The 26,212-nt window shown below is 27.8% G+C and carries 26 protein-coding genes and 2 tRNA genes; 10 read left to right on the top strand and 18 right to left on the bottom strand.

The window, feature by feature from the left end; all coding sequences use genetic code 11:
- Positions 1 to 11: 11 nt before the first annotated feature.
- From hisC to gap, 8 genes are all read right to left on the bottom strand, one after another.
- Positions 12 to 1,118: a histidinol-phosphate transaminase gene (hisC, locus tag LXN10_RS08695; RefSeq protein ID WP_375722650.1), complete on the bottom strand. Its 1,107-nt coding sequence runs from the start codon at positions 1,116 to 1,118 to the stop codon at positions 12 to 14.
- A gap of 14 nt (positions 1,119 to 1,132) precedes the next feature.
- Positions 1,133 to 2,200: a chorismate mutase gene (gene pheA, locus LXN10_RS08690; RefSeq protein ID WP_375722649.1), complete on the bottom strand. Its 1,068-nt coding sequence runs from the start codon at positions 2,198 to 2,200 to the stop codon at positions 1,133 to 1,135.
- Complete coding sequence (locus LXN10_RS08685; protein ID WP_375722648.1) at positions 2,197 to 2,976, bottom strand: HAD-IIA family hydrolase; 780 nt, start codon at positions 2,974 to 2,976, stop codon at positions 2,197 to 2,199. The genes pheA and LXN10_RS08685 overlap by 4 nt, the downstream gene beginning before the upstream one ends.
- The gene (gene lysA / locus LXN10_RS08680; RefSeq protein ID WP_375722647.1) at positions 2,977 to 4,185 is read right to left on the bottom strand and encodes a diaminopimelate decarboxylase; all 1,209 of its coding nucleotides are present in this window, start codon (positions 4,183 to 4,185) and stop codon (positions 2,977 to 2,979) included.
- A 209-nt stretch (positions 4,186 to 4,394) separates the two neighbouring features.
- The gene (fabI, locus tag LXN10_RS08675; RefSeq protein WP_375722646.1) at positions 4,395 to 5,222 is read right to left on the bottom strand and encodes an enoyl-ACP reductase FabI; all 828 of its coding nucleotides are present in this window, start codon (positions 5,220 to 5,222) and stop codon (positions 4,395 to 4,397) included.
- 1 nt (position 5,223) lies between these two features.
- The gene (locus tag LXN10_RS08670) at positions 5,224 to 5,928 is read right to left on the bottom strand and encodes a triose-phosphate isomerase (protein ID WP_375722645.1); all 705 of its coding nucleotides are present in this window, start codon (positions 5,926 to 5,928) and stop codon (positions 5,224 to 5,226) included.
- Position 5,929: 1 nt separating this feature from the next.
- Complete coding sequence (locus LXN10_RS08665; RefSeq protein WP_375722644.1) at positions 5,930 to 7,126, bottom strand: phosphoglycerate kinase; 1,197 nt, start codon at positions 7,124 to 7,126, stop codon at positions 5,930 to 5,932.
- An 8-nt stretch (positions 7,127 to 7,134) separates the two neighbouring features.
- Complete coding sequence (gene gap / locus LXN10_RS08660) at positions 7,135 to 8,133, bottom strand: type I glyceraldehyde-3-phosphate dehydrogenase (protein ID WP_375722643.1); 999 nt, start codon at positions 8,131 to 8,133, stop codon at positions 7,135 to 7,137.
- A 90-nt stretch (positions 8,134 to 8,223) separates the two neighbouring features.
- Here gap and nadD point away from each other — a divergent pair, with 90 nt between their 5' ends.
- Complete coding sequence (gene nadD / locus LXN10_RS08655; RefSeq protein WP_375722642.1) at positions 8,224 to 8,760, top strand: nicotinate (nicotinamide) nucleotide adenylyltransferase; 537 nt, start codon at positions 8,224 to 8,226, stop codon at positions 8,758 to 8,760.
- A 10-nt stretch (positions 8,761 to 8,770) separates the two neighbouring features.
- Complete coding sequence (rsfS, locus tag LXN10_RS08650) at positions 8,771 to 9,100, top strand: ribosome silencing factor (RefSeq protein ID WP_375725336.1); 330 nt, start codon at positions 8,771 to 8,773, stop codon at positions 9,098 to 9,100.
- A 117-nt stretch (positions 9,101 to 9,217) separates the two neighbouring features.
- Here rsfS and argS read toward each other — a convergent pair whose 3' ends face one another.
- From argS to LXN10_RS08605, 9 genes are all read right to left on the bottom strand, one after another.
- Complete coding sequence (argS, locus tag LXN10_RS08645) at positions 9,218 to 10,810, bottom strand: arginine--tRNA ligase (protein ID WP_375722641.1); 1,593 nt, start codon at positions 10,808 to 10,810, stop codon at positions 9,218 to 9,220.
- A 10-nt stretch (positions 10,811 to 10,820) separates the two neighbouring features.
- Positions 10,821 to 11,054: a twin-arginine translocase TatA/TatE family subunit gene (tatA, locus tag LXN10_RS08640; RefSeq protein ID WP_129101002.1), complete on the bottom strand. Its 234-nt coding sequence runs from the start codon at positions 11,052 to 11,054 to the stop codon at positions 10,821 to 10,823.
- 79 nt (positions 11,055 to 11,133) lie between these two features.
- Complete coding sequence (locus LXN10_RS08635; protein ID WP_375722640.1) at positions 11,134 to 11,520, bottom strand: fluoride efflux transporter FluC; 387 nt, start codon at positions 11,518 to 11,520, stop codon at positions 11,134 to 11,136.
- Complete coding sequence (locus LXN10_RS08630) at positions 11,520 to 12,209, bottom strand: lysophospholipid acyltransferase family protein (RefSeq protein ID WP_375722639.1); 690 nt, start codon at positions 12,207 to 12,209, stop codon at positions 11,520 to 11,522. Before LXN10_RS08630 ends, LXN10_RS08635 begins: the two co-directional genes overlap by 1 nt.
- On the bottom strand, positions 12,190 to 13,389 hold the full coding sequence (locus LXN10_RS08625) for a hypothetical protein (protein WP_375722638.1): 1,200 nt from the start codon (positions 13,387 to 13,389) through the stop codon (positions 12,190 to 12,192). The genes LXN10_RS08630 and LXN10_RS08625 overlap by 20 nt, the downstream gene beginning before the upstream one ends.
- A 35-nt stretch (positions 13,390 to 13,424) precedes the next feature.
- Positions 13,425 to 14,099 (bottom strand): phosphoribosylformylglycinamidine synthase subunit PurQ, encoded by a 675-nt coding sequence (purQ, locus tag LXN10_RS08620; RefSeq protein WP_375722637.1) that lies wholly within the window; start codon positions 14,097 to 14,099, stop codon positions 13,425 to 13,427.
- A gap of 4 nt (positions 14,100 to 14,103) precedes the next feature.
- Positions 14,104 to 14,349, bottom strand: a complete 246-nt coding sequence (purS, locus tag LXN10_RS08615; protein WP_013134222.1) for a phosphoribosylformylglycinamidine synthase subunit PurS — start codon at positions 14,347 to 14,349, stop codon at positions 14,104 to 14,106.
- Positions 14,350 to 14,430: 81 nt separating this feature from the next.
- Complete coding sequence (locus LXN10_RS08610; protein ID WP_375722636.1) at positions 14,431 to 15,399, bottom strand: phosphoribosylaminoimidazolesuccinocarboxamide synthase; 969 nt, start codon at positions 15,397 to 15,399, stop codon at positions 14,431 to 14,433.
- A 26-nt stretch (positions 15,400 to 15,425) separates the two neighbouring features.
- Complete coding sequence (locus tag LXN10_RS08605; RefSeq protein ID WP_375722635.1) at positions 15,426 to 16,724, bottom strand: S41 family peptidase; 1,299 nt, start codon at positions 16,722 to 16,724, stop codon at positions 15,426 to 15,428.
- A gap of 108 nt (positions 16,725 to 16,832) precedes the next feature.
- Here LXN10_RS08605 and LXN10_RS08600 point away from each other — a divergent pair, with 108 nt between their 5' ends.
- The 3 genes from LXN10_RS08600 to LXN10_RS08590 all read left to right on the top strand — a co-directional run bounded on the left by LXN10_RS08600 (position 16,833) and on the right by LXN10_RS08590 (position 20,727).
- Complete coding sequence (locus LXN10_RS08600; protein ID WP_375722634.1) at positions 16,833 to 17,411, top strand: hypothetical protein; 579 nt, start codon at positions 16,833 to 16,835, stop codon at positions 17,409 to 17,411.
- Between the two features lie 9 nt (positions 17,412 to 17,420).
- On the top strand, positions 17,421 to 18,392 hold the full coding sequence (locus tag LXN10_RS08595; protein ID WP_375722633.1) for a hypothetical protein: 972 nt from the start codon (positions 17,421 to 17,423) through the stop codon (positions 18,390 to 18,392).
- A gap of 217 nt (positions 18,393 to 18,609) precedes the next feature.
- Positions 18,610 to 20,727, top strand: a complete 2,118-nt coding sequence (locus LXN10_RS08590; protein ID WP_375722632.1) for a PAS domain-containing sensor histidine kinase — start codon at positions 18,610 to 18,612, stop codon at positions 20,725 to 20,727.
- Here LXN10_RS08590 and LXN10_RS08585 read toward each other — a convergent pair.
- A complete protein-coding gene (locus tag LXN10_RS08585; RefSeq protein ID WP_375722631.1) occupies positions 20,716 to 21,714 on the bottom strand; it encodes a tRNA pseudouridine(13) synthase TruD in 999 nt (332 codons plus the stop codon). The genes LXN10_RS08590 and LXN10_RS08585 overlap by 12 nt on opposite strands.
- A 325-nt stretch (positions 21,715 to 22,039) precedes the next feature.
- Between LXN10_RS08585 and LXN10_RS08580 the strand changes: the two genes are divergently transcribed.
- From LXN10_RS08580 to LXN10_RS08560, 5 genes are all read left to right on the top strand, one after another.
- Positions 22,040 to 22,879, top strand: coding sequence for a flagellin (locus LXN10_RS08580; RefSeq protein WP_375722630.1), 840 nt, complete (start codon positions 22,040 to 22,042; stop codon positions 22,877 to 22,879).
- 125 nt (positions 22,880 to 23,004) lie between these two features.
- A complete protein-coding gene (locus tag LXN10_RS08575; protein ID WP_375722629.1) occupies positions 23,005 to 23,637 on the top strand; it encodes a hypothetical protein in 633 nt (210 codons plus the stop codon).
- A 65-nt stretch (positions 23,638 to 23,702) separates the two neighbouring features.
- Positions 23,703 to 23,787, top strand: a tRNA-Tyr gene (locus LXN10_RS08570).
- A gap of 5 nt (positions 23,788 to 23,792) precedes the next feature.
- Positions 23,793 to 23,868 (top strand) — tRNA-Phe (locus tag LXN10_RS08565).
- 120 nt (positions 23,869 to 23,988) lie between these two features.
- Positions 23,989 to 26,211, top strand: coding sequence for a PAS domain-containing protein (locus LXN10_RS08560; RefSeq protein WP_375722628.1), 2,223 nt, complete (start codon positions 23,989 to 23,991; stop codon positions 26,209 to 26,211).
- Position 26,212: the final 1 nt, after the last annotated feature.

The raw sequence follows: 26,212 nt of genomic DNA, 5'->3' as shown, positions 1-26,212 counted from the left end.
CTCTTCTTAGTTTATTTTAATTTTTCTAACACTTCATCTAGCACAGAAAATACTTTTGTATTTTGTTCATTTGTACCAATTGTAATTCTTATCGCATTTTGTCCATATCCAGTTAAATCTCTAACTATAATACCCACTTCTAAAAGTTTTTGTGCCACTTCTTTAGAGATATATTTATCTCCCATTTTGATGGTGATAAAGTTTGTATAAGATGGAATATATTCAAAACCTTTTGATTTCGCATACTTTTCATATCTTTTCATCTCTTCAAAGTTTTTAGCAATACAAGTAGTTACAAATTCTTCATCTTTTAGTGCTTCAATTGCAGCTGCTAGGGTTAAAGTTGTAATATTAAATGGTGCTCTTAATTTATATAGAGTTTTTATAATATCAGCCCCAGCAATACCATATCCAACTCTCATACCACCTAAAGCATAGGCTTTTGAAAAAGTACCTAAATAGATACAATTTGGAAATTTAGTAATTAAATCTTTTGGTACTATTCTTTTATTTTCATCTTTAAATGCTGCATACTCTTGATAAGCTCCATCAACTACTACTAAAGTTTCACTATCAATTTGTTCTAAAAACTCATATACATCTTTTGTATCTACAGCTTCTCCTAAAGGATTATTTGGTAAACATAAAAATATAACATCAGCTCCATGCTCTTTATAAAGTGCTAAAAACTGTGATAGATCATGGGTATGAGATTCAGTTTTTATTATTTGAGAACCTGTTTGTTTGCCATAAATTTCATACATAGCAAATGTTGTTTTTGCCATAAGTATTTTAGAGCCTTTTTCACATTTTGCATGTATACAAAACTCCAAAATTTGATCACTTCCCGAACCAATAATTACATTTGATGAATCCACATCAAACTTTTTACCTAAAGCCTCTTTTAACTCATACATAGAATCATCTGGATAAACAAACATATTCTTTACTAACTCTTGAATTTTAGCAGTAACTTTTGGACTTGTTCCATATGGATTCTCATTTGAAGCCAATTTTATAACATCTTTTGGATCTACACCATACTCTCTAACAACTAATTCAATTGGTTTTCCAGCTTCATAAGTTGTAACATTTTCTAAAACTTCATTAAATTTCATCAATTTTCCTAAAATTAAATATCATCTATTTCTTTAACATATGAACCCAAGAACTTGATAGATTCTTTATGTTTTTTAAATATCTCTTTTACATTTTCATCATCTTTATGCCCATTGAAATCAATAAAAAAGATAGAGTCACCTTCAACAATATGTGATTTTATCTTAGTTAAATTGATTTTAGCCTTATCAAAATCAGTTAAAAATTCTACTAAAACACCTTGTAAATTTGGTAATTTTACTAAAATAGATGTTTTATCATTTCCACTTTGAGCATTTTCAAAGTCACTTATAATAAAAAATCTAGTTTTATTATTGTCTTTGTCCTCTATATTTTCAAATAAGATTGGAAGATTATAGAGTTTTGCACCAACATGTGAACAAATAGCAGCACTATTTGGTTCATTTAGAGCTAACTTTGCAGCCTTTGTTGTTGATTCTACTGGAATATGCTCCACCTCATCAAGTCCAAAATTTTCTAAAAATCTTCTACATTGTTCAAAGGCGATATCTTTTGAATATATCTTTTTAATGTCTTTTACTTTATCACAAGTAGTTGCAAGAGTATGATGAATATTTAAAACAACTTCAGCAATAATTTTTAGATTATAATTACTTAGGCAGTTTATTGTATCTGAGACTATTCCATTAGAAGAATTTTCAATAGGAATAACTCCAAATCTAGCTTTTTTTGTACTAACTTCTCTAAATACACCTTTAATAGAACCAATTGAAATATATGAACTCATAGCCCCAAATCTTGCTTCTGCTGCTTGGTGAGTAAAACTTCCTTCTGGCCCTAAATAAGCAATATTTTCTGGTAATTCAAAATTTCTACTTATTGCAAATATCTCTAAGAAAAATGCTTCAATCGCAGCTCTATTTAATTTACCTTTATTTAGAGTATCAAGTCTATCAATAATAGCTTTTTCTCTTTCAGGTCTATAAATAGCTCCACCACTTTTTGCTTTTAAAAGTCCCACTTCATGAACTAAATCCATTCTTTTATTAATAAGTTCTAAAAGTTCATCATCAATTGCATCTAATTTTTTTCTTAACTCTAATAATCCAGCTTCACTCATATTTCACCTTTATTTAAAAGATTCAAAACTCCACCTATATCTTTACATATAAAATTAGGTTTATCTTTTTCATCTAAAGTAGATAGTATCTCTTCTTCACTTTTTATTTTTCCACTTAATACCAAACAAGAACTCATACCCAAATTTTGAGCTCCTATTAAATCACCTATCATATCATCAGAGACTATCATTATATCTTTAAAATCTACATTAATAATATTTTTAGCACTTTGAAAAAATCCAATAGAAGGCTTTCCAACTACTTTATAATCTTTATTTGTAGCAAATTTTATCATCTTCATAATTGCCCCAACACCTGGATATCTTCTTCCATCTTTTGAGTATATAGAAGTATCATGCATCCCAATTATGCTATTTACTCTTAAAGCAATCTCTATCATAGAAGCATAATCTTCATTTGTGTAATCTTTTTTAATAGAGACTATTAATTCTTTTGGATTTTCATAATCTAAAATATAGCCCAAATCAACCATAGTTTTTAAAAATTCATCTGCTCCAAAAGCTGCAACTCTTTTTTCTTTTGTTACAGTGTTTAAGATATAAAAAGGGTCAATATAGTTTTTTATATTAAAACCCTTGTCATTTAAAAACTTTTTAAAGTCTTCACTTTTAAATTTAGTGTTGTTTGTAATTACGACATAAGGTATGTTTTTTTCATTTAAAGTATCAATAAATTCTATTGCACCATTTATTGGGTCTTTATTAATATCATCAATTAATGTACCTTGTACATCAATGAAATAAGCCTTATTCATTTATTTTATAAATTCCTCTTCAAGTGCAATTATATCTTCAAAAGTTTCTCTTTTTCTTATAAGTCTATCTTGACCATTTTCCACAGCAATTTCAGCAACTCTACCTCTTGTATTGTAGTTAGATGCCATTGTAAAACAATAAGCCCCTGCAGAATAAATAGCTACTAAATCATTATGCTCAGTTTTCGGTAGTTCAATATTTTTTGCAAAAAAATCACCACTTTCACAAATAGGTCCTACTAAATTACAATCAGATATATCTGAACTCTTATCAATAACTTCAATTTTATGATGGGCATTGTATAAAGCTGGTCTAATTAAGTCATTCATAGCTCCATCAACTATTACAAATCTTTTATTACCATTTACTTTTTCATATAACACTTTTGTGATAAAAGTTCCTGCATTTCCAACCATAAATCTACCTGGTTCACATACAACTGTTATATCAAGTCCAAACATAGTCTCTAGTACTGATTGTGCATACTCTTTTGTATCAATAAGTTTTTCATTATCATATACAATACCAAGACCACCACCAATATCCATAAAAGACAATTCTATATTTATAGCTTTTAAGTTTCTAACTAAATCAGCTACAATTTTTACAGACTCTTTTATAGGGTCTAATTGAGTTAGTTGAGAACCAATATGTAAATGAATTCCTACAGGGTCTAGATTATTAGAGTTCTTACATTGGATGTACATTCTTTTAGCTGTATCAATATCAACTCCAAATTTATTCTCATGTAAACCAGTTGAAATATATGGATGAGTTTGAGGGTCAATATTTGGATTAACTCTAATAGAAATTCGAGCAATTTTATCTAACTCTTTTGCAATCATCTCTACTCTGTTTAACTCAGCATCACTTTCAACATTTATCATCAAAATATCTAAATTAAGAGCCTCTCTTATCTCATCATCTATCTTCCCAACACCTGAGAAAATAATCTTATAAGGAGCAATTCCAACTTTTAAAGCTCTTCTTACTTCACCAATAGATACACAATCAGCCCCAGCACCAAGATTTGCAAGGTGTTTAATAACAGATAAATTCGAGTTTGCTTTAACAGCATATGCAACCAATGATTTTCTAGCTTTAAAAGCATCTTTTAATTCAGTATATTGACTTGTAATATGATCAAAATCATACACATAATAAGGTGTTTTATATTTGTTTGCTAATTCTTTAAAATTAATATTCATTTCATTCCTATGTTTTCTAAAATCTTAAATCTAAATTCCAAAAATTTAAATCTAAAACTTTTATATTAAAGATAAGCAGTTAGAAAGTGTGAGATTTTGAGTGAAGTTCAAGGCGGAAAACAAATTTTAGGCAGGAGCTTACAGTAGTAAGTGAGTGTCTAAAACTTGTTTGACAACGCAGAAATTCGCCAAAAGCTCACGCTTTATGACTACTTATCAGTTCCGTTCCATGCAATTGTTGGACGACCTTCTTCGTTGAATTCAACTGCTGGCATACCCATGATATTATAACCACAATCCACATAATGAATTTCCCCAGTAACTGCACTTGATAAATCAGATAACAAATACATTCCAGAGTTTCCAACTTCATCAGTTGTTACATTCTTTTTAAGTGGTGAGTGAGCTTCATTCCATTTTAACATAAATCTAAAATCACTAATTCCAGCTGCTGCTAAAGTTTTAATAGGACCAGCACTTATTGCATTTACTCTAATTCCATCTTTTCCCAAATCTTCAGCAAGATATTTTGTAGTCATCTCTAAAGCAGCTTTTGCTATTCCCATTAGATTATAATTTGGAATATATTTTGCTCCACCATAATATGTAAGAGTTAAAATAGAAGAGTTTTCACTCATTAATGGTTTTAACTCTCTTGTAACTTCAATAAGTGAATAAACAGATACATCCATAGCAATATCAAAAGCTGATTTTGTAATATCATAAAATCTTCCTGATAATCCCTCTTTTGGAGCAAAAGCAATAGAATGAACGATAAAATCTATTTGACCTAAGTCTTTTTCTAAAGAAACTTTTAGTGCTTTGATTTCATCAGGATTTGATACATCACAGGGATAAACTAAATCTTCACTGTCAAATTCAGCAGCAATAGGCTCAACTCTTTTTTTCAAAGAATCATTTAAATATGTAAAAGCTATCTTAGCACCTTGTGCAGCACACGCTTTTGCAATACCATAAGCGATAGACTTATTATTTGCAACACCTAAAATTACACCTTTTTTACCATTCATTATCATCTTATAACCCTTTTATGTTTTCTAAAATTTGAACAAAATCTTCTTTTACCCAAGAAGCTGTCCCTATTAATGCCCCATCAACTCCATCAAGTGAACAAATTTGTGCAACATTTTCTACTTTTACACTTCCCCCATAAAGAAGTGGTTTATCTATTTTACTTTTTATTACACTATGAACTGATTTTATATCTTCTGCTGTAGCAGTAACTCCAGTTCCTATTGCCCAAACTGGCTCATAAGCTAAAATAAGATTTTCATAATTTGTATCTATTCCAACAAATTGCTCATAAATATACTCTAAAGTTTTTTCTAATCCTTGCTCTTTTACTTCTAAAGGCTCACCAATACAATAAACTATTTTATATCCTAGCTCTTTATAAAAAGCATATTTTTTAGCAATCTCTTCTTGAGATTCACCTAAAATATGTCTTCTTTCACTATGTCCTATTAAAATAGTTTTGATATTAAATTCATCAAGTTGTTGAGTTCCTATTTCACCTGTAAAAGAACCTTTGTTTACACTATAAGCATTTTGTGCCCCAATAGTTAAATTAGAACTTGTTTCATAATTATTCAAAGATGTAGCTGTTGGGAAGATAATTACTTCCACATCTTTTTCTTTAGTTAAATACTCATTTACAAAAGAGATATACTCTTTAGTACTAGCTCTTGTATGGTTTGTTTTGAAGTTTGCTGCAATAATCATATTAATCCTCTAAAAGTAAGGCTTTTACACCTGGAAGGATTTTACCTTCGATTAATTCTAAAGAAGCTCCACCACCAGTTGAGATGAAAGTCATTTCATCTTCATCACCAGTTATTCTAACTAAATCAGCAGTATCTCCACCACCAACAACAGTTGTAGCAAATGATTGAGCAACCGCATGGGAAACTCTTGTACTTCCTTTTGCAAATTTATCCATTTCATAAACACCCATTGGTCCATTCCAAAGAATTGTATTTGCATCATTTAGTGCTAATTTAAACAGTTGTGCCGTTGCAGGTCCAATATCTAATCCAAACCAGTTTTTTGGTATCTCTTGAACAGTTACAAGTTTTGCAATTGCTTCTGCATCAAATGCTTCAGCTGCAACTACATCAACAGGTAAATAAAGTTTTACACCAAGAGCTTTAGCTTCATCCATAATCTTAATAGCTTCAGGAATCAAATGCTCTTCTACTAAAGATTTTCCAACTTCTAATCCTAAAGCTTTTAGGAAAGTAAATGCCATACCACCACCAATTAGTATTTTATCAACTTTTGGTACAAGATTATGTAAGGCTTCAAGTTTTCCAGAAACTTTTGATCCACCTACTATTGATACAAAAGGTCTTTTTGGGTTATGTACAATATGATGGAAAAATTTAATCTCTTTTGCTAGTAAAAATCCAGCTGCTTTATGTTGCATATCAAAATAATTTGTAATACCTTCAACAGAAGCATGAGCTCTATGAGATACTCCAAAAGCATCATTTACATAAACATCTGCCATAGATGCAAGTTTTTTTGCAAACTCTTCATCATTTTTTGTTTCACCTTCATGAAATCTAAGATTTTCTAAAAGTAAAATATCACCTACTTCTAAATTTTTTGCAATCTCTAAAGTATCATCTTGAACAATATTTTTAGCCATTTTTATCTCTTGCTTTAAAAGTGTATGTAATCTTTTAGCAATAGGTTTTAAAGAATATCTTTCATCAAAAGGCTCTTTTGGTCTTCCAAAGTGAGAAGCTAAAATAACTGAACAATCATGATCAATACAATATCTTATTGTATTAAGTGCACTTCTTATTCTTCTATCATCAGTTATATTATTGTCTTCATCCATTGGAACATTAAAATCACATCTAATAAATATCTTTTTACCAGATATGTCAATATTCTTAAGCTCTTGTAATTTCATTTATATCCTTAGTTTTTAGCTACGTAAACAGCCATATCAATTAATCTAGAAGAGTATCCCCACTCATTATCATACCAACTCATAACTTTTATCATATTCCCACCAATTACTTGTGTTAAATCTGAAGCTATAATTGTAGAGTTTGTATTTCCTACTAAGTCACTTGATACCATCATTTCATTGTCAACGGCTACTATTCCAGCAAACTCTTTTGCTTTTGATTCAAATAAAGTATTTAACTCTTCTTTAGTTGTATCTTTTCTAACTACAAAATTTACATCTACCATAGATACATTTGGTGTTGGAACTCTTACACTTTGACCATGTAATTTCCCATCAAGTTGAGGCATAATTAATTTCATTGCTTTTGCTGCCCCTGTTGTAGTTGGTATCATATTTTGAGCCCCTGCTCTTGCTCTTCTTTTATCTTTATTATGTTTTACATCTAAGATATTTTGGTCATTTGTATATGAGTGAATTGTTGTCATTAAACCTTTTTCAATCCCATAAGCATCATCAATGATTTTTGCTATTGGTCCTAAACAGTTTGTTGTACAAGAAGCATTTGAAACGATTAATTGCCCTTTGTACTCTTTTTCATTTACACCCAATACAAAAGTTGGTGTATTATCTTTTGCAGGTGCAGACATAACTACTTTTTTTGCACCATTATCAATATGTACTTGACAAGATTCTTGTGTCAAATATGCTCCTGTACACTCTAAAACTACTTCTGCTCCATACTCTTTAGTAAAAGTTAATTCCTTAGCATCTCTTGTTGAATAAAGCTTTGCATTGATTTTTCCCATCTTTAAAAATCCATTTACAACCTTTACTTCTCCATTAAAAGTTCCATGAACAGTATCATATTTCGTGATATACTCTAGCATCTCAACAGAAGCTGTATCATTAATCGCAACTAATTCTACATCATCTCTTTGTTCAATAATTCTAGCAACACATCTACCAATTCTTCCAAAACCATTTATAGCAACTTTTATAGCCATTTCGTCCCTCTTATTTTTATATATATTTTAGGCATTTTATCTAAAAGTTGCTATAATATAATTTAAGTATAATACAAAGGATTATATTAAGTGCAAATTGCAATTTTTGGTGGTAGTTTTGATCCGGTACATATTGCCCATGAGACTATCGTAATAGAAGCTTTAGGCAAACTTGACTTAGATCTAATTATTTTAGTTCCTACTTTTTTAAATCCTCAAAAGATAACCTCACATTTAAGTCCAAATGAAAGATTGTATTTATTGAGTAAAAACTTTAAAGATTGTGAAAAAGTTTTAGTTAGTGATTATGAAATAAATAAAAATAGACCTGTATATTCTATAGAAACAATACAATATTTAAAAGAGTACTACAAACCAGATAAAACATATTTTATTATTGGTGCAGACAATTATCAAAAACTAAATACTTGGTACAAAGTTAATGAGATTTTAAATGAAGTAGAATTGGTTGTTGTTACAAGAAATGGTTTTTGTAATGATATTTATGATAATATATTGACTTTAGATGTAGATATTGATATAAGCTCTACTGAATTAAGAAATAATTTGGACTTAAACTTTGTTCCAGAAAAAATAAAAGATGATGTCAAAAATTTTTGGCACTAAAAAGGTACACATATTGACTAGAGAAGAAACAATTGTAAAAGTTTTAGAAGATAAAAAAGCAGTAAATGTTGAACTTATCAATCTTCAAGACAAAGATTATATTGTAGATTTTGTTGTTATTGCTACAACATTAAATGCAAAGCATGGATTTGCTTTGTTAAACTATTTAAAAGAGCAGTTAAAACCAGCAGGTGAAGAATTTTTAAGAGTTGATGACAATGATGATTGGACTGTTATTGACTTAGGAGATGCTTTTATACACCTAATGACAGAAAAAACAAGAGAAAAATACTCACTAGAAGAGTTCTTAAGCGAACTAGAGATTACAAGAGAGGGTTAATTCACCCTCCTCTCATAACTTTTCCATAATTACCTGCGGCTTCTTTTGCTCCACCCATGTAACCTGTAACTATTGCGAAAGTAATTATTGCAGCGAAAATAATAATGAACCATTTCATTACATTACCTCCTTAGCCTCGATTCCTAATAATTTTAAACCTGTTCTTATCGATAAAGAAACTACACTTAGTACTTTTAAATAACTATTCTGTTCTTGTGTTTCTAATATCTTGTGTTCATTATAGAACTTATGAACTGAAGATGCAAGGTTATACAAATAATCAGTTATTTTTTGCATATCTCTTTTTTCAAAAGCTTCACTAATAATTGTTGGTAAAAGTAAAGCTTCATAAATTAAGTTTATACTATCTTCGTTTAAATCTCCAAATTTTTCATTTATTACATCTTTTGGAGTTAAATTTGCTTTTACAAATACTTGATTTATTCTAGCATGTGCATAATTTATATAAAACACTGGATTTGAAGAATCTTGGTTTTTCAAAGTTTCTAAATCAAACTCCAAGTGAGTATCACTTTTTCTTGTCAAAAATACAAATCTTAAAGCATCAGCACCAATTTCTTCAGAAATATCACTCATAAGAATAAAGTTACCTTTTCTCTTACTCATTTTATAAGGTTCTCCACCTTTTAAAAGTTGTACCATTTGAGAAAGAATAATCTCTAATTTTGATGAATCATTTCCTAAAAACTCAATTGCAGCCTTTACTCTTGTAATATATCCATGGTGATCTGCACCCCAAATATTTATGTATCTATCAAAATTTCTATCATATTTATTTTTGTGATAAATTATATCACCAGCAAGGTATGTAGGAATTCCATTATCTCTTACAACAACTCTATCACTATCATCACCATGTGCTGTTGATTTTAAAAATATTTTTTCATCTTTTTCATACAAAGAGCCATTTTTTTCTAAAACATCTTTTGTATTTTCCCATGAAGAGTATAAAGAATTTTCTGAAATAAAAGTATCAAACTCTATTCCAATATCTTTTAAATCTTTTTTTATGATTTTAAGAACTTCATCTTTAGCAAACATTGCCATTTCTCTAAATCTTGATTCATCATTAAAAATGTCATCACCAAAATTCTTTTGAATCTCTTTTGCAATATCAACTAAATATTCACCTCTATAATAAGATTCTGGATACTCAACTGTTTCATTTAATAAAAACTCTCGTCCAGCTAATGATACAGAAAGACCAAGCATGTCCATTTGTGCACCAGCATCATTGATATAATATTCTGTTTGTACATCATAACCCAAGTGTCTTCCAACACGAGCTAAGGTATCTCCAAAAATTGCACCTCTTGCATGTCCAATATGAAGTGGTCCCGTAGGATTTGCACTTACATACTCTAAAAGAATTTTTTCATTTTTATTTTCACCTTTTGCAAATGAGTTCTCATCTTCAAAAAGTTTTGAAATAAGTTTTTCCAAAAATGTATTAGAAAGTTTAAAATTCACAAATCCTTTTACTGCTGTTACACTATCAAAAATCTCTGAATCTTTAAACTTATCAGCTAATTCTTGTGCAATTTGCATTGGATTTTTTCGTAATTCTTTAGCTAAAGAAAAGGCAACAGGAGTCGCAAAGTGACCTAAAGATATATCTTTAGGTTTTTCTAAAACTAAATTTTCTAATTCTAATATTTCTTCTATATGTTTTTTTACTAAGGTTTGCAACTATTAATCCCTAAACTTTTTTTGTATCTTCAGCATTAACTGATTTTTCAGCTTTTTTATCTTCTATCTCGTCTGCTTTATCAGTTTTAACTACTTCTTCTTCATCATCTTCTTTAACTGCTTTTTTAAAGTTTTTGATTCCTGAACCTAAACCTTTAGCTAATTCTGGTATTTTTTTACCACCAAAAAGTAATAAAACAACTAACGCAATTAATATCCATTCCATACCACCTGGCATACCCATAGTATTCTCCTATATTGAACTTATTTTTAAAATTAAGAGGCTATTATATCTTCTTAATCCTTAAATAAATTGCACTTATTTATCTAAGCAAAAAGTGAATAAGTTTATATCCTCCACCAGCGGCTACGATTGTTCCAAAAAGATTTAAAAACATGCTTGTAGCTGCAAGAAAGATTGAAGTATTAAGTAAAAAGTAACTCTCAATAGCAAAAGTTGAGTAAGTAGTAAAAGCTCCTAAAAAGCCTGTAGTTAAAAAAGATTTTAAAGTATCTGAAACAGTATAATGCAAGAAAATTGCAAATAAAACTCCAATTATGAAACTTCCTAGAACATTTACAGTTAAAACTCCCCAAGGGAATTCTGACTTCATAGATAAGTTCATATTATGAGTTATATAAACCCTAGAAATTGCTCCAAAGAAACCTCCACATCCAACTGCTAAAATTGTTTGCCATGATAGTGTCATTAGAGCTCTTTTTTCATTTCTATTGATAAAATTTCTCTCATTTTTTCTTCTGTATCTTTATACCAATTAGTTGTTTTATCAGCTTGAACTGGATCTAAATAGATGATTTTTACTACACCTGGATTTGCATCAAGTTTTTGAGAATCAAGAATGTTTTTTGTATTTATTATTATCAAGGGTTGAACTCGCAAATTTAGCTTATTTGCAACCATTGCAGCACCTGGTTTAAAAGATCCCATAGTCTTTCCATCACCTCTTGTACCTTCTGGGAAAATTGCAATTGGCCTATTTTTTGATAATCTATCTTTTGCATCTTTTATCAGTTTTAATAAACCAGTTTTATTTTCTCTATCAATTGTAATCATATCTGGAGCTTTCATGATATGACCAAAGAAAATTAGATTTGTAATCTCTTTTTTTCCTACCCAAGCTAAGTGTTTATTATGAATATGTTCTATTACAATGATGTCTAATAAACTTTGATGATTCATTATTACCATATCGCATGATTCATCCATTTTTCCAACTTGCTCAAAAGTAATACCTAAAAAGTATATTTGAAGTCTCATCCAAAGTTTTATAATTTTGTGCACATGATTTTTAAAAGTATACATTCCAATAACAACAAATGCTACACTAATAGTAAATTGTATTAATACAATAATACCTCTAATTCTTGCTAAGATCATTCTCTTTAACCCATCCAATCATACTTTTATCGCCTTCTCCTAAAATAACTTTTACGAAGTCACCTCTTTTAATAGATACTTGAACTTCATGTTCAGTATCAGTTTTTTGGAAAATTGTTGATTTTTTTGTAGGAAGTATATAAATATAACTATCCTTTTTTAATATTTCTGTTTTATTAGGAATAGAATAAAGTAATAATATAACAGCACTTATTAATGCAACAATTAAATAAGTCTTTTTTCTTTTCCAAATAAAGATTATCAAAAATAGTACAAACAAACTTCCAAAAACAACTCTTTTATAAAATAAGACATTGCTTTTATTTGGATTTAAATCTGTTTGAGTACTTACTAACTCATTTTCTAATACTATTGGAATATTAATAGTTATAAATTTTTTCTGATCACTGTTATAATAAGAAAAATCAATCTTTTTAGTATGAACAGGTAGAACTAAATAGTATAATAAATTTTGTTCAGGATACTTATCATCAATCGTTGAAACCCCTTGTTCTTTCACATTTTTTATATAAAAATCTTCTAGATTTGATTCTTTTGCATTGATATCCATAATTGTGATTAATTCATCATTATTATATTGTTTTGTTTTGTAAGCATTAATTACTAAATCTTTTGCAATTACTGATGAAAAATTTTCAATATTTTTACCAATTTCAGTAAAAGAGACTTGTTTTGGCTGTATATTCTCAACTTCTATTAAAACATTACTTTTATATATTGCAACTTGAAAAGTAGGGATTGCAAAATCAGCTTGATTTGCCTTAAAATAAAACATATTTTCAAAAGTTTTATCTTCTACTTCTTTCCATGGTGATTGGGGATTTATTACATTCATATTTTTTGAGTTTATAAATCTAGTTTCTATTCTGTCATAATCATCACTTGTAATTATTGCCTTTAAAATAATTTCAAATCTTTGATTTTTAAAAATTTTGTTTGGAAAAGATTTATAAGTTAGGTATATATTCTTTTCTGCTGATATATCTTGTGCATCTGGCTTTATTATCTCTTGATAATAATCTGGTTTTAATTCTTCTACTTTAGCGCTATTATTAGCATCGAAAACTGAAGTTTCATTGTTCGTCAAACCAGTATTATTCTGTGGTTCATTTGCGAATAAAGTAAGTGAGATAAGTAGTAAATAAAAAATACTCTTCATATTTTTCCTATTTTTAAGAAGTAGAAAACTACCTCTTAATTATTTAAAAAACCTTCTAGCATCTTAACACCATCATCACATCCAAGAAGTGTTTCAATTGCTCTCTCAGGATGAGGCATAAGTCCATAAATATTTTTTTCTTTATTACAAATACCTGCAATATTTGAAACAGAACCATTTACATTTGCAAGGCTTCCATTTTCATCGCAATATTTTAATAATATTTGATTATTTTCTTCAAGCTCTATTAAACCAGCTTCATCTATAAAGTAATTTCCATCATGATGTGCAATTGGAATATTTACTACATCATTTATTTCTAATTTGTTAAGAAATTTATTATTATTGTTTATTACTTTTAAGTGGTTATATTTAGAAATAAAATGCAATGAACTATTTCTTTTCATAGCACCCGGAAGAAGTCCAGCTTCAAGTAAAATTTGAAAACCATTACAAATACCTAAAATCTTTCCACCATTTGCTGCATATTCTTTTACAGATTCCATGATATTTGCAAATCTTGCAATCGCACCTGATCTTAAATAATCACCATAAGAAAATCCACCTGGAATAACTACTAAGTCAATATTTTGAGGTAATTTACTCTCTTTATGCCATATAATTTGAACATTTGCACCTAATTTTTCAAAAGCATATTTTGTATCATACTCACAATTTGTACCGGGAAATTGTAATACTGCTACATTCATAATTCTACTCAGTAATTGTAATATTGTAATCTTCAATTACAGTATTAGCTAGTAATTTTTCACACATCTTTGTAACTTCAGCTTGTGCTTCTTCTTTTGAGCTAGAATTTAATTCTAAAATAATTTGTTTTCCAATTCTTACATCTTTAACAACTTCTTTAAATCCTAAAGTGTCTAACGCATGGTGTGTTGCTTTACCTTGATCATCTAAAACACCTTGTTTTAACGCTACATTTACGATTGCTTTCATTTATTACCTTCAATTTATATTTTTGCGATTATATCTAAAACTAGCTGAAGTAGTTTTTCTAAGAAAAAAATTTCTTTAAAACTATTTCTTAATAATACTACTACTTAATCTTTTATGGATAGTTTTATATCCATTTAAAACCTCATTTTTAATAGAATCAGGAACTTCTACATCTAGTTTTTCACCTGCTTTTAAATCTTTTGCTTTTTCTTTCCAATTGTTTTCTTTAGCAAAATTTCTAAGAATTTGCTTATCCATTGAGATGAAATTTTTTGCATCAAAATTCTCTTTTGAAATAAATCTTGAACTCTCTGGTGTTAAAATCTCATCACCTAAAATCCACTCACCTTTTGCATTTACAAATACCTCAAGTTTTGTATCCACAACAACTATTCCATTTTCTTGTGCATATTGAGTAAACTCTTTAAAAAGTCTTTCTAAGCTAGAGATGATTTCAGGAAATTTTTCTCTTACTTTTTGAGAGTTTAGAGGAATATCTTTTACACCTTTTGTAGTTGGAGTGAAGATTGGAGTTTCAAATTTATGCCACTCATTTAAAGTTGAAGGTAAATTTAATCCATAAGGATCATTACCATTTTTTGTTGCTTCAAATAAAGAACCCGTTAAATAGTTTCTGAAAATAAATTCAAATTGTACAACATCTCCATCAATCTCAGCTTCTAAGGCTTTGCATAATTCCATTATTTGACATCTTGGTGCTATACTTAAAGAAGGGTCTACAGTTTCAGATAAAACAGCTGTTCTTATACCTGCTTTTTTTGCAAATTTTGCACCACTATTTGAAATTGCAGTTTGCCAAACTCCCTTTTCTTCAATTTGTAAATTTAAAGGAATATCAAATACCGAACATCTATCACTTCTTACAAGTAATACTTTTGCTCCATCTCCTGGGCAAGTATAAAGATCTGCATTTTTGCCAATATAAAAAAGGTTATAACCCAAATCTTCTAGTTCTGCGATACCTTTTTGAGTAGTTGTTTTCTTTGATTGGGGCCAAAGGCCAAGTGCTACAATATCACTTATATTCATTTACTTTCCTTTACTTATTTTCATTTCTATTTATTAGTAATTATTAAACTTCTTAATATATCAACACCAGTTTTTAACTGATTGTCTTTAAATACATCTTCATCTGTGATGATTTTTTTATCATCTTTTTTAACTTCTTTTTTAACTTCTTTTTCTTTTCCATCAACTTTTTCTAATTCACTTTTTAAGTGTTTTTTCAAATCAGCTTCTTTTATCATAAAATCCATATCAGGTGCTTTTACAGCTTCTCCAGGATATGCCATTACATCAGGAGTAATACCTGTAGCTTGAATTGTTCTACCACTTGGTAAGTAATATTTTGCAATAGTTAATTTAATAGCTTCGCTTTTATCAGCAGTAATTGGTAATACAACTTGAACTGAACCTTTTCCAAAAGTTTTTTGTCCAACTAAAATTGCTCTTTTATGATCTTGTAAAGCACCACTTACGATTTCTGAAGCAGATGCACTACCACCATTTACTAGAACAATTAAAGGTACTCTTGTCAATGTTTTTGAGTAGTTTGCATTAAAAGTTTCTTCACTTGAAACATCTCTACCTTTTTGAGAAACAATTATTCCTTTGTCTACAAATAAATCAGTTGTTCCTATTGCTTGTGTCAATAATCCACCTGGATTATTTCTTAAGTCTAAAATAATTCCTTTAGTACCTTTTGCATCTTTGATTGCCTTTGTTAATCCATCTACAACATTTTTGTCAAAACTTGTAACTCTTAAGTATAAAATATCTTTTCCAATAGTTTTTGCTTTTACAGATTCTATTTTAATAATATCTCTTACAATCTTTATTTCTAAAGGTTTTCTCTCAGCTTTTCTAACAACAGTCAATGTTATTGATGTCTTAGGTTTTCCTCTCATTAGACCAACAGCTTCATCTAAACTCATATTTAGAGTTGACTTGTCATCAATTTTTAAAATAATGTCTTCTGATTTAACTCCAGCTTCATATGCAGGTGTTCCATCAATTGGTGAGATAACAGTCAATGCTCCATCTCTCATTCCAACAGTAATTCCTAATCCGCCAAATTCACCATCAGTTTGGATTTGCATCTCTTTGAAATACTTTTTATCCATATATGTTGAATGTGCATCCAATTCTTGCATTAAACCTTTTAATGCCTTATTTACGATTTCTTGTAATTTCAAATCATCCACATAGTATTTCTCAACAGTGCCAATAACATTTGTTAATTTAGACAATGATTCAAATCTACTTTGTTCTTCTTTTTTATCTACTTTTTCTTCAGCGTGTAAAAAATTTAGTGAAATAACTAAAACTATAATTGATAATATAAACTTATTCATTTTAACCCCAGTGCTTTAATAGGTTTGTATTATATAGAAGTTTTTATAAAAGTAAGATTTTATGAAAATTTTTGTACACTTATAACTAATTTTTTATAAGGTTAATCAATGAGTTTAAAAGACAATATGGATTTCGTAAAAGAAGGGCTTAATAGTGAAGAAAAATTCCTAGAAAGCTTTGTTAGAGTTGAAAGAATTTTCAAAAAATATAAACTTATAATTATATCGGCTGTTGTACTAATTGTACTTGCATTAGTAGCTATGTATCTTACTTCATATTTTAAAGAACAAAATAAGATAAAAGCAAACATTGTTTTTCAAGAATTATTGAAAAATCCAAATGATGAAAAAGCATTAGAAACTCTAAAAGGTCTTAATGTAAATCTATATGACATAATACTATATAGTCAAAGAAATAGCAAAAAAGATATCTCTATCAATGCTAAGTTTTTTAAAGAACTATATGCATATGAAAAAGCGATGAAAGAGCAAAATGCAAATAAATTAGGTGACCTTTCAATGGAAAATGATTTTTTATTAAAAGAGTTTGCTATATTTAATAAAGCCCTAATTTTGGCAGAAAATGGGAAATATAAAGAGTCAAAAGATGCTTTAAAACTGATTCCTGAAACATCACAAGTTAAAGATTTAGTTGCTTTATTAAATCATTACTTAATCACAAAATAAAGGTATATAATGAGACATTTATTAATTTTGATTTCAGCAATCATTTTATTTACTGCTTGTTCTAAAAAACAATATTTTGAACCAGAAGATAGTTTGTCATTTAATAAAAGTACTAAATCTATTGATTCAGATATTGTCTCATTTAACAGAGATGGTGCAACTTTGGATAATGGACAATTTATTAGTGCACAAGGTGTTTCAAGTATAAAGATACCTGAAGGTTTTCAATTTTTAAACCTAAGTGAGGGAAAAGTACTTTCAACAAATATAAAAGATAAAATTTATGTTGATAAAAAAGAAATTGTTACAAATACAGCTGTTGTTGCAGCATCACTTAAAGATGATATCTTAGCAATTGTAAATAGTGATAACTCAATTATGGCTTATGACTTAAGAGATGGAAAAATCATTTTTAAAGAGTATTTAACAAAATCTTTAGCAAATGATACAAGAATTGCAGCTCCTTATTTCATGCAAAATCTTATTTTATTTCCAACTTTAGATGGTAAGATTTTAGTTGTATCTGCACAAAACTACAAAGTAGTTAGAAATATCATCGTTGATGCAGATAGTCAATTTAACAATATCATTTATTTAAATGTTGTAAATGATACTCTTATAGCTGCAACTTCAAAAAAAGTTATCTCTGTTGGAGATGGTGTTTTAAATATCAAACAATATAACTTGAGTGATATTATTGCCCATGGGAACGATATTTATTTAGCAACAATTGATGGTCAAATCATTAAGACTGATATTTCATTAAATGTTATGAATAGAAAAAAATATAAATTTGCTAAAATTTATGCCTTGGCATATGGTGATTCATTATATGCTTTAGAATCTCAAGGATATATGATAAATATTTCTAATGATTTTAAAACTGACAAAATATATGATTTCTCTTTTGATGAAGAAGATAAAGTAATAGTTTTTGGTGATACTATGTATATCAATGACGAATATGTTAAATTAAAGTAGAAAATTCTACTTTAGTTTAAACATTTAATATCTCTTCTAAGCTCTCTTATTTGTATAAAATCTGATTCATTAAAATTTAAAATATTCTTACAACTATCATAATAAATACTTTACTTATATTAAAATATAATTTTATTACTTCATATTTTAATATTAATAGAGTATAATTGATTACTTAATATATAAATTTAACTAATAAAATTGTTAGACAATTAATATGAAAATAGGAATTCTAGTGCAATCTTCTACAAAGCCAATTTATATAATTTTATTAATTATACTTATAATTTCTGCCTTTGTAACTGTTAATCATTTTCTATCAAAAAAAATAGAAGGCTTGACTGAAAATAAATATATACAAACATCAGATAATTTAAAAAGTCAAATTGAAGAATCAATATTTAATAAAAAGAACTCAACTTTTAATGTTGCATTAACATTATCAGAAGATGACAACTTCAAAAAATTCCTAAAAAATGAACAAGTTCCAGATGCTAATTTAAATGTTGTATCCGAAAAAATTAAAAAATATAGTAATTTTAAAAACCTATGGATACATTTAATAAATAAAGATGGAATAAGTAAATATAGAAGCTGGACAAGCAAAAAAGATGATAATGTTGCAATAATAAGAAAAGAATTACCACCTCTACTTAAAAATCCAAAAATTGTATCAATAATAAGTGTAGGTATATTTGACATAACTTTTAAAAATATTGTTCCAATTTATGATGGAGATAAGTTTTTAGGTTTAGTTGAAGTAATTACAAAAATGAATTCTATTGCTGAAGAGTTTAAAAATAAAGGAATAGATTTAGTTATTCTTGCAGATAAAAAATTTAAAGATCAAATTAAAAAACCTTTTACAAAAGATTTTATAGGTGATTATTATGTAGCAAATCTTGATGCTAAAAATGAACTAAAGAAACTCATAAAAGAAAATATTGATGAATTTTTATCAATAAAAAAATATAAATTGATAGATGAACATATAGTTACTACCTTTACACTAAAAAATTTAGAAGAATCAAATATCGGATATTTCATAATATTTAAACAAAAAAAAGAAATAGAATTAAATGATATTTATGAGTTTGATAAATTTATCAAATTTATTGGTATTCTTTTAGCCTTTGCAATGATTGCTATTTTTACTTCAATACATTTTTATAATAAATCAAAATATACATCTGAATTAGAAAAAAATGTTAAAAAAAGAACTCAAGAATTAAATGAATTAACAAAAAAATATCATCAGATTTTTGAAGGTTCAAAAGCAATAAAAATTATATATGATCCAATAACACTAAATATAATTGATATTAATGCTGCTGCAATTAATTTTTATGGATATAAAAGAGCAGATTTTTTGAAATTAAAAGCAGATGATATATCAATGTCTACAGTAGAGAATCAAAAAAAAGAGTTCATGAGCATATTAGAAAATAAACAAAATATCTTTATTTCAAAAAATATTTTATCAAGTGGAAAAGTAAAAGATGTGGAAATATATGCTTCTGCAATACAAATAGATAAAAAAACTTTTGTATATTCTATTATTAGAGATATAACAGAAGAATTAAAAGAAAAAAATGAATTTAATAAAAAGCAAAAACTATTTTACCAGCAAGCAAAAATGGCATCAATGGGTGAAATGCTTGAAAATATTGCACACCAATGGAGACAACCACTCTCAACTATAACAACAGCTGCAAGTGGAGCAAAAATAAAAAAAGAATTTGGAGACTTAGATGATGAATTCTTTTATGACTCTGTTGACTTAATAGTAAGAGCTGCAACTTACCTTTCACAAACAATTGATGACTTTAGAGACTTTTTTAAACAAAGTAAAAATAAAGAAAGATTTACACTTTCTACACTGTTAAATACTTCAATAAAATTAGCTAATATTAAAAATACAGATATTGAAATAGTTACATTATATGAAGATTGTGAAATTCTTGGATATAAAAATGAATTGATTCAAGTACTACTGAATTTTCTTAGTAATGCTAAAGATGCTCTAAACACAGCAAGAAATACTAATAAACTAATAAAAATAGAGATAAAAAAAGTTGACAAAAATATAATATTTTCTATTTTAGATAATGCAGGAGGGATAAATGAATCAGATATAGAAAAAGTATTTGAACCTTATTTTACAACTAAACACAAATCCCAAGGAACAGGTATTGGTCTTTATATGAGTGAACAAATTATCACAAAACATTTTGATGGTGAAATTAGTGTTCAAAATATAAACTTTTTTTATAAAGAAAAAGAATACTTTGGAGCAAACTTTAAAATAAAAATACCAACTAATCTAAACTCTTAGGTTTTGATTTGCTATATTCTCAACTACAACTGTAGCATATGAAGCTTTTGGAAGTGTGAATTTTAGTTTACACTTTTTATTTTCAACATCATAGTTTACAAAAATATCTTTTGGAAATATAATAGCATCTCTTCTTAAACCTTTTTCTTGAATATAAGTATCATCAAATTCTTTTTCAATAAGCTGTGCTTCGTTTCTTGCTCTATAAACTTCTCTTCCACATAAAAGCCCAGTAGGAACTATTTTTTTTTCTTCAAAGTCTTTTATTATCTTTTCATTTATTTTATTTGGAGTAAAGAACTTCAAGTCATCAAGTGATTTCATAACTTCACCATCAAGTAGTTTAAATTTTCCATCAGACATTTCAACTCTTTTGGCAAGCCATTTATTAAATAAATCACTTTGATAAATAGAGATTAACATTTTTTCCAATTTTCTATCTCTAATTTTCAAATCACCATAAATAATTTTATTTGCTTTTTCAAGGTTTTCTTTTACATCTTTACCAAATCTTTGATAACCAAAAAAGTTTGGCATACCATTTTTCCCAAGTTCGTGTAATCTTTTTTCTATAACACCCACATCACAAGATTCAACTTCATGAAGATTTATTTCAAATGAATTCCCAATCAAATCACCAATATTTAATTTTGTACTGTGTAAATAAGTCTCTAATATTTTTATTTTTGGATGTTTGAATTTTTTTATATCTTTTGCATATTTTCTAGGTATTGAGATGTGTTGAGTAGTAGTTGCATTTTTATCTTTTAATCCAGCATAGCCTATTTCATTATCATATATATTTAAATTTCTAGCAAGTGAGTCAATTAAATCCCAAGTTCCTAATCTCTCTTTTTCTATTTTTAAAATTATAAAATTACCTCTATTTGTAAACTTTATTGGATTTTCTGTAACAATAAAATCATCTTTGTTTTGATAGAACTTAAATTCTAGGGGTTTATAATTTTGTAAAAAAACTCTTTTCATCTCTAACCTTTTTAATAATTTTGACATAATACCCAAATTATTATTGATTTAAAAAGATTTTAGGCATAAAAAAAGGCACCTAACCCTTTAGAGTGCCTTTTTTAACTGATTTAATTTTATTTCAAGGAGAACTTTAATCTTAGTAAACAAGCCTAGTGTTCGCGCTTCCTATTTACTTATAAGATAGTATATAACTATTGAGTTAACTAGGAAACAACCAAAGGTTAACAAAAGGTTAACAAAACATTACATTAGTATTAATCCTTAAAGTTGCTTTAATGCTAGAAGTTGTAAAATAAATAAAACCTCAAAGAAAGGAGACTCAATGACTGTATCAAATGATTATAGCAATTATTTATATGTACCAGAAGAGCTTCAAGGAGTCAGGTCAAGTAATCCTTTAGAAAAGATTGCAACAAATAAAGAATTAACAAAAGCATCAGATGATCCTGCGCTTCTAGCTATTTCGGAACAATTAAATTATGAACAAAGTGGACTAACGCAAGGTGTTCAAAATATCAATAGTGCTTTATCTTATTTACAAATAGGAGATAGTGCACTAGGTGAGCAATCAGATATTTTAAATACAATTAGAGAAAAAACTTTACAAGCAGCAACTGATACCACAAGTGATGATCAAAGAAATATTATAAGAAATGATATTAGTAAGCTTTTAGAACAGTTTGATAACATTGCTTCAAGTACTAGTTATGGTGATAATTCTATTTTGCAAAATAGTCGAGATGATAAAGGTGAAAGTAATACTTTTGATGTTCAAACAGGTACTGATTCTCAAGATAATACAACACTCAATCCACTTCAATCTAATACTCAAGGTTTAGGTTTGGATGGATTTTTGCAAGATGGTACATTTTCAGCTGATGATGCAAGAACATTCTTAGATACAATTGATCAAGCATCTACGAAACTTCAAGATTTTAGAAGTGATATTGGTTCTACTGCACAACAACTAGAATCTTCATATACTTCAATGTCAGCACAAGTTGTAAATAACAGTTCAGCTCTATCTACTATTTCAAATGTAGATTTTGCTAAAGAAGTATCAAGTTTCTCTAAACAAAATATTTTAGCTCAAATTGGTTCTTTTGGACAATCACAAGCTAATAATATCAATCAACAATCAGTATTAAGACTTCTTTCTTAAGAAAAAAGTCTTAGCTGATGAACTCAACTTTCTCCTTACTCTTATAAAAGGATTTTATTATTTACCTAATAGATGAGGAAATAATCTCCAATGAACAAATATTAAAAAATCAAATTTATCCTAATATGGAAGAGAATTACTATGCCTGTGAGCAGTTTTCCCCAACTTTATATATAAAGTTAGCCAAAGCAGGTTTTATTAGCACTACAGCCACTTTAGCAAACAATAGAAGCTATTTACTTCCAGAAATTCAATTTGAATATGCCGTTTTATACTTTAAAAATCTTCATATAAGCAAAAAAATAAAAAAGCTATTAAAAAAAGATACTTATTTATTTGTCAAAAATAATGATTTAAATGAAGTCATAAAAAAAATAAATGAATTTCACAAGGATTCATGGATAACAGAAGATTACAAAAATATGCTTTTAAATATCTTTTCAAATAAGTATGACAATTTTGAATTATTGACTTTTGAATTATATGATAAAAAAGATTCTACATTAATTGCAGGTGAGATTGGATACAAAATTGGTAAAGTGTATACAAGTCTAAGTGGTTTTTCAAATAGAGAAAAAAAATACAATAATTATGGTAAACTACAATTAGTTCTTTTAGCACAATTGCTTCAAAAAGAGAACTATGAATTTTGGAATTTAGGTCATGCATGTTTACAATACAAGATTGATTTAGGTTCTATTATTCTAAAAAGAGATGAATTTTTAAGCCAATGGTTAAAATATACAAAAAAAGATTGAATTTATGTGCAAGTTTCATATAACTTTAATCTTTGTTTGAATATTATTACGCTCTTCAAACAAAAGGTGAGGTTGGAGAGTGGTCAAATCCTGCGGATTGTAAATCCGCCGCCTACGGCTTCGAAGGTTCAAATCCTTCCCTCACCACCACTAGTGGCTCGGTAGCTCAGTCGGTAGAGCAAAGGACTGAAAATCCTTGTGTCGGCAGTTCGATTCTGCCCCGCGCCACCACTAGTTCAATCTACATTTTAATACAATTAAATTAAACAAATCACTCTTATATTTTCATTAGTTTAAATAAAACAAATATATTTTTAACTATAATGTAATTAAAGAATAAGGGTAAAATTTATGAATAAAACAAAAGCAATCTTACTTACAATCTTTTTTATTATTTTAGGAAATATTATCACTTTTTATTTTATTGATAAAAGTGCAAGTTCACAAATTAATATTTCTAAAAAAATGGTTTTAAATGAGTCAAGGGCCCACTTTAAAGATACAATTCATATAAAAGAGTGGAATACTCAATTTAATGCAGTATATGTACAAAGTGACACACTAAGACCAAATAAATATTTAGTCAATAATCATATCTTTACACAAAACAATAAACTATTAATAAAAATAAATCATGCTTGGATGACAAAACAGATCTCTGAAATATCTAATAAACAAGGAGATTACTATTATAAACTAACTAGTCTTAAACCCATAAATCCTGATAATGCACCTGACAAACTTGAAAAACTTGCCTTAAAGAAGTTTGAGAAAGATAAAATAAATGAATACTACACTTTTAGTAAAAATCAAAAAAGATTTACTTATGTAGGTGCTTTAAAAGTAGATGCAAATTGTATGGCTTGTCACTACCAACAAAATTATAAAATAGGTGATTATATTGGTGGTGTTAGAATCACAATTCCAACAAATGATTATAAAAACTTTTATGACTCATTACAAAATGAAGTGAGTATTACTAAAATCGTAATAATACTTTTATCAGTACTTGTTTTACTTATTTTAATTTGGTTTATTAATAATATTTATACAAGACAAGACCTTATACAAGAAATGGCAAAAAAACAAGATGATTTATACCAAAGGTATAAATTAGCAGTAGATGGTTCAAATAGTGGCTTATGGGATTGGGATTTAGTTAAAAACAAAGTTTACTTTTCAAAAGAGTGGAAAGCAATGTTAGGTTATAAACCTAATGAACTTTTAAACGATATCAAAACATGGGAAGAACTTATAAACCCAGAAGACAAAGAAAATGCTGTATGTGATATACAAAACAATCATAATAAAGTAACAAAATATTATGAAAATACTCATAGACTAAGACATAAAGATGGTCATTGGGTTTGGATATTAGATAGGGGTAAAACATTTTTTAATAAAGAAGGAAAACCAATAAGAATGCTTGGTTTTCACACTGACATTACACAACAAAAAGAGTTAGAGATGTCCCTGAGTAATTCACAACAAACTCTTTTAAAAGCTGAAAAAATAGCTAATTTAGCCCATTGGAGCTTAAACATAAGTACAAGAGAAATAACTGTATCAGAAAATACCAGAAGATTATTTGGACTAAACGAAAATGCAAAATTTGGTATGAAAGAGTTATTTAATACTTTTGTTTATGATGAAGATAGAGAGAAAGTATCATCGAAACTTACCAATAGTGTAAAAGAAAAAAGCTCTTACGCTATTGAATATAGATTTAATAAGTATAATGAAAATGATATACGATATATACACTGTAATGTTGAACATGAAATTGTATCTGGGAAAATTGTCAATACAATAGGTACAATACAAGATATCACAAAAGAAGTATATTTAAAACAAGAGTTACAAGATAAAGAAGAACTTATGATTGCCCAATCAAGACATGCAGCAATGGGAGAGATGATAAGTATGATAGCACATCAATGGAGGCAGCCAATTGCTGTTGTTGCTATGGGTGCAAATAATATTCTAGCTGATATAGAACTTGATAGTGTTAATAATGATTCATTAAAAGAAAATTTAGATGAAATCATATCTCAAACAGAATATCTTTCTCAAACAATTGATGATTTTAAAAACTTTTTTAAACCAAATAAAGAGAAAGATTTAGTTACAGTTAAATCTATATTTGATGAAACCTTTAAAGTAATGGGTAAAATGTTAGAAAATAATGACATTACAGTTCTTCAAGAGTATAAATCTCAAAATGAGATTTATACTTATTCTAAAGAACTTTTACAAGTGTTTATAAATATTATAAAAAATGCAAAAGAAGCTTTAATTGAAAAAAGGCAAAAAGATAAAATAATCAAAATAAATGAATTTATGAATAATGACCAAATAATAATCCAAATAAGCGATAATGCTGGTGGAATAGATGAGGATATTTTAAACAAAATATTTGATCCTTATTTTACTACTAAAGATGAACTAGGAACAGGACTAGGACTATATATCTCAAAAACTATAATTGAAAAACATCTAAATGGACAATTACAGGCATCAAATAAAGATGATGGCGCATGTTTTGAAATAAAATTTTCTACAAAGGATATATAAA

This window comes from Arcobacter iocasae, assembly GCF_042214795.1.
In the GTDB taxonomy this organism is placed as follows: Bacteria; Campylobacterota; Campylobacteria; order Campylobacterales; family Arcobacteraceae; genus Arcobacter; species Arcobacter iocasae.
Note: the sequence above shows the minus strand (reverse complement) of the source record. Positions and strands in the feature narration are given on the sequence as shown.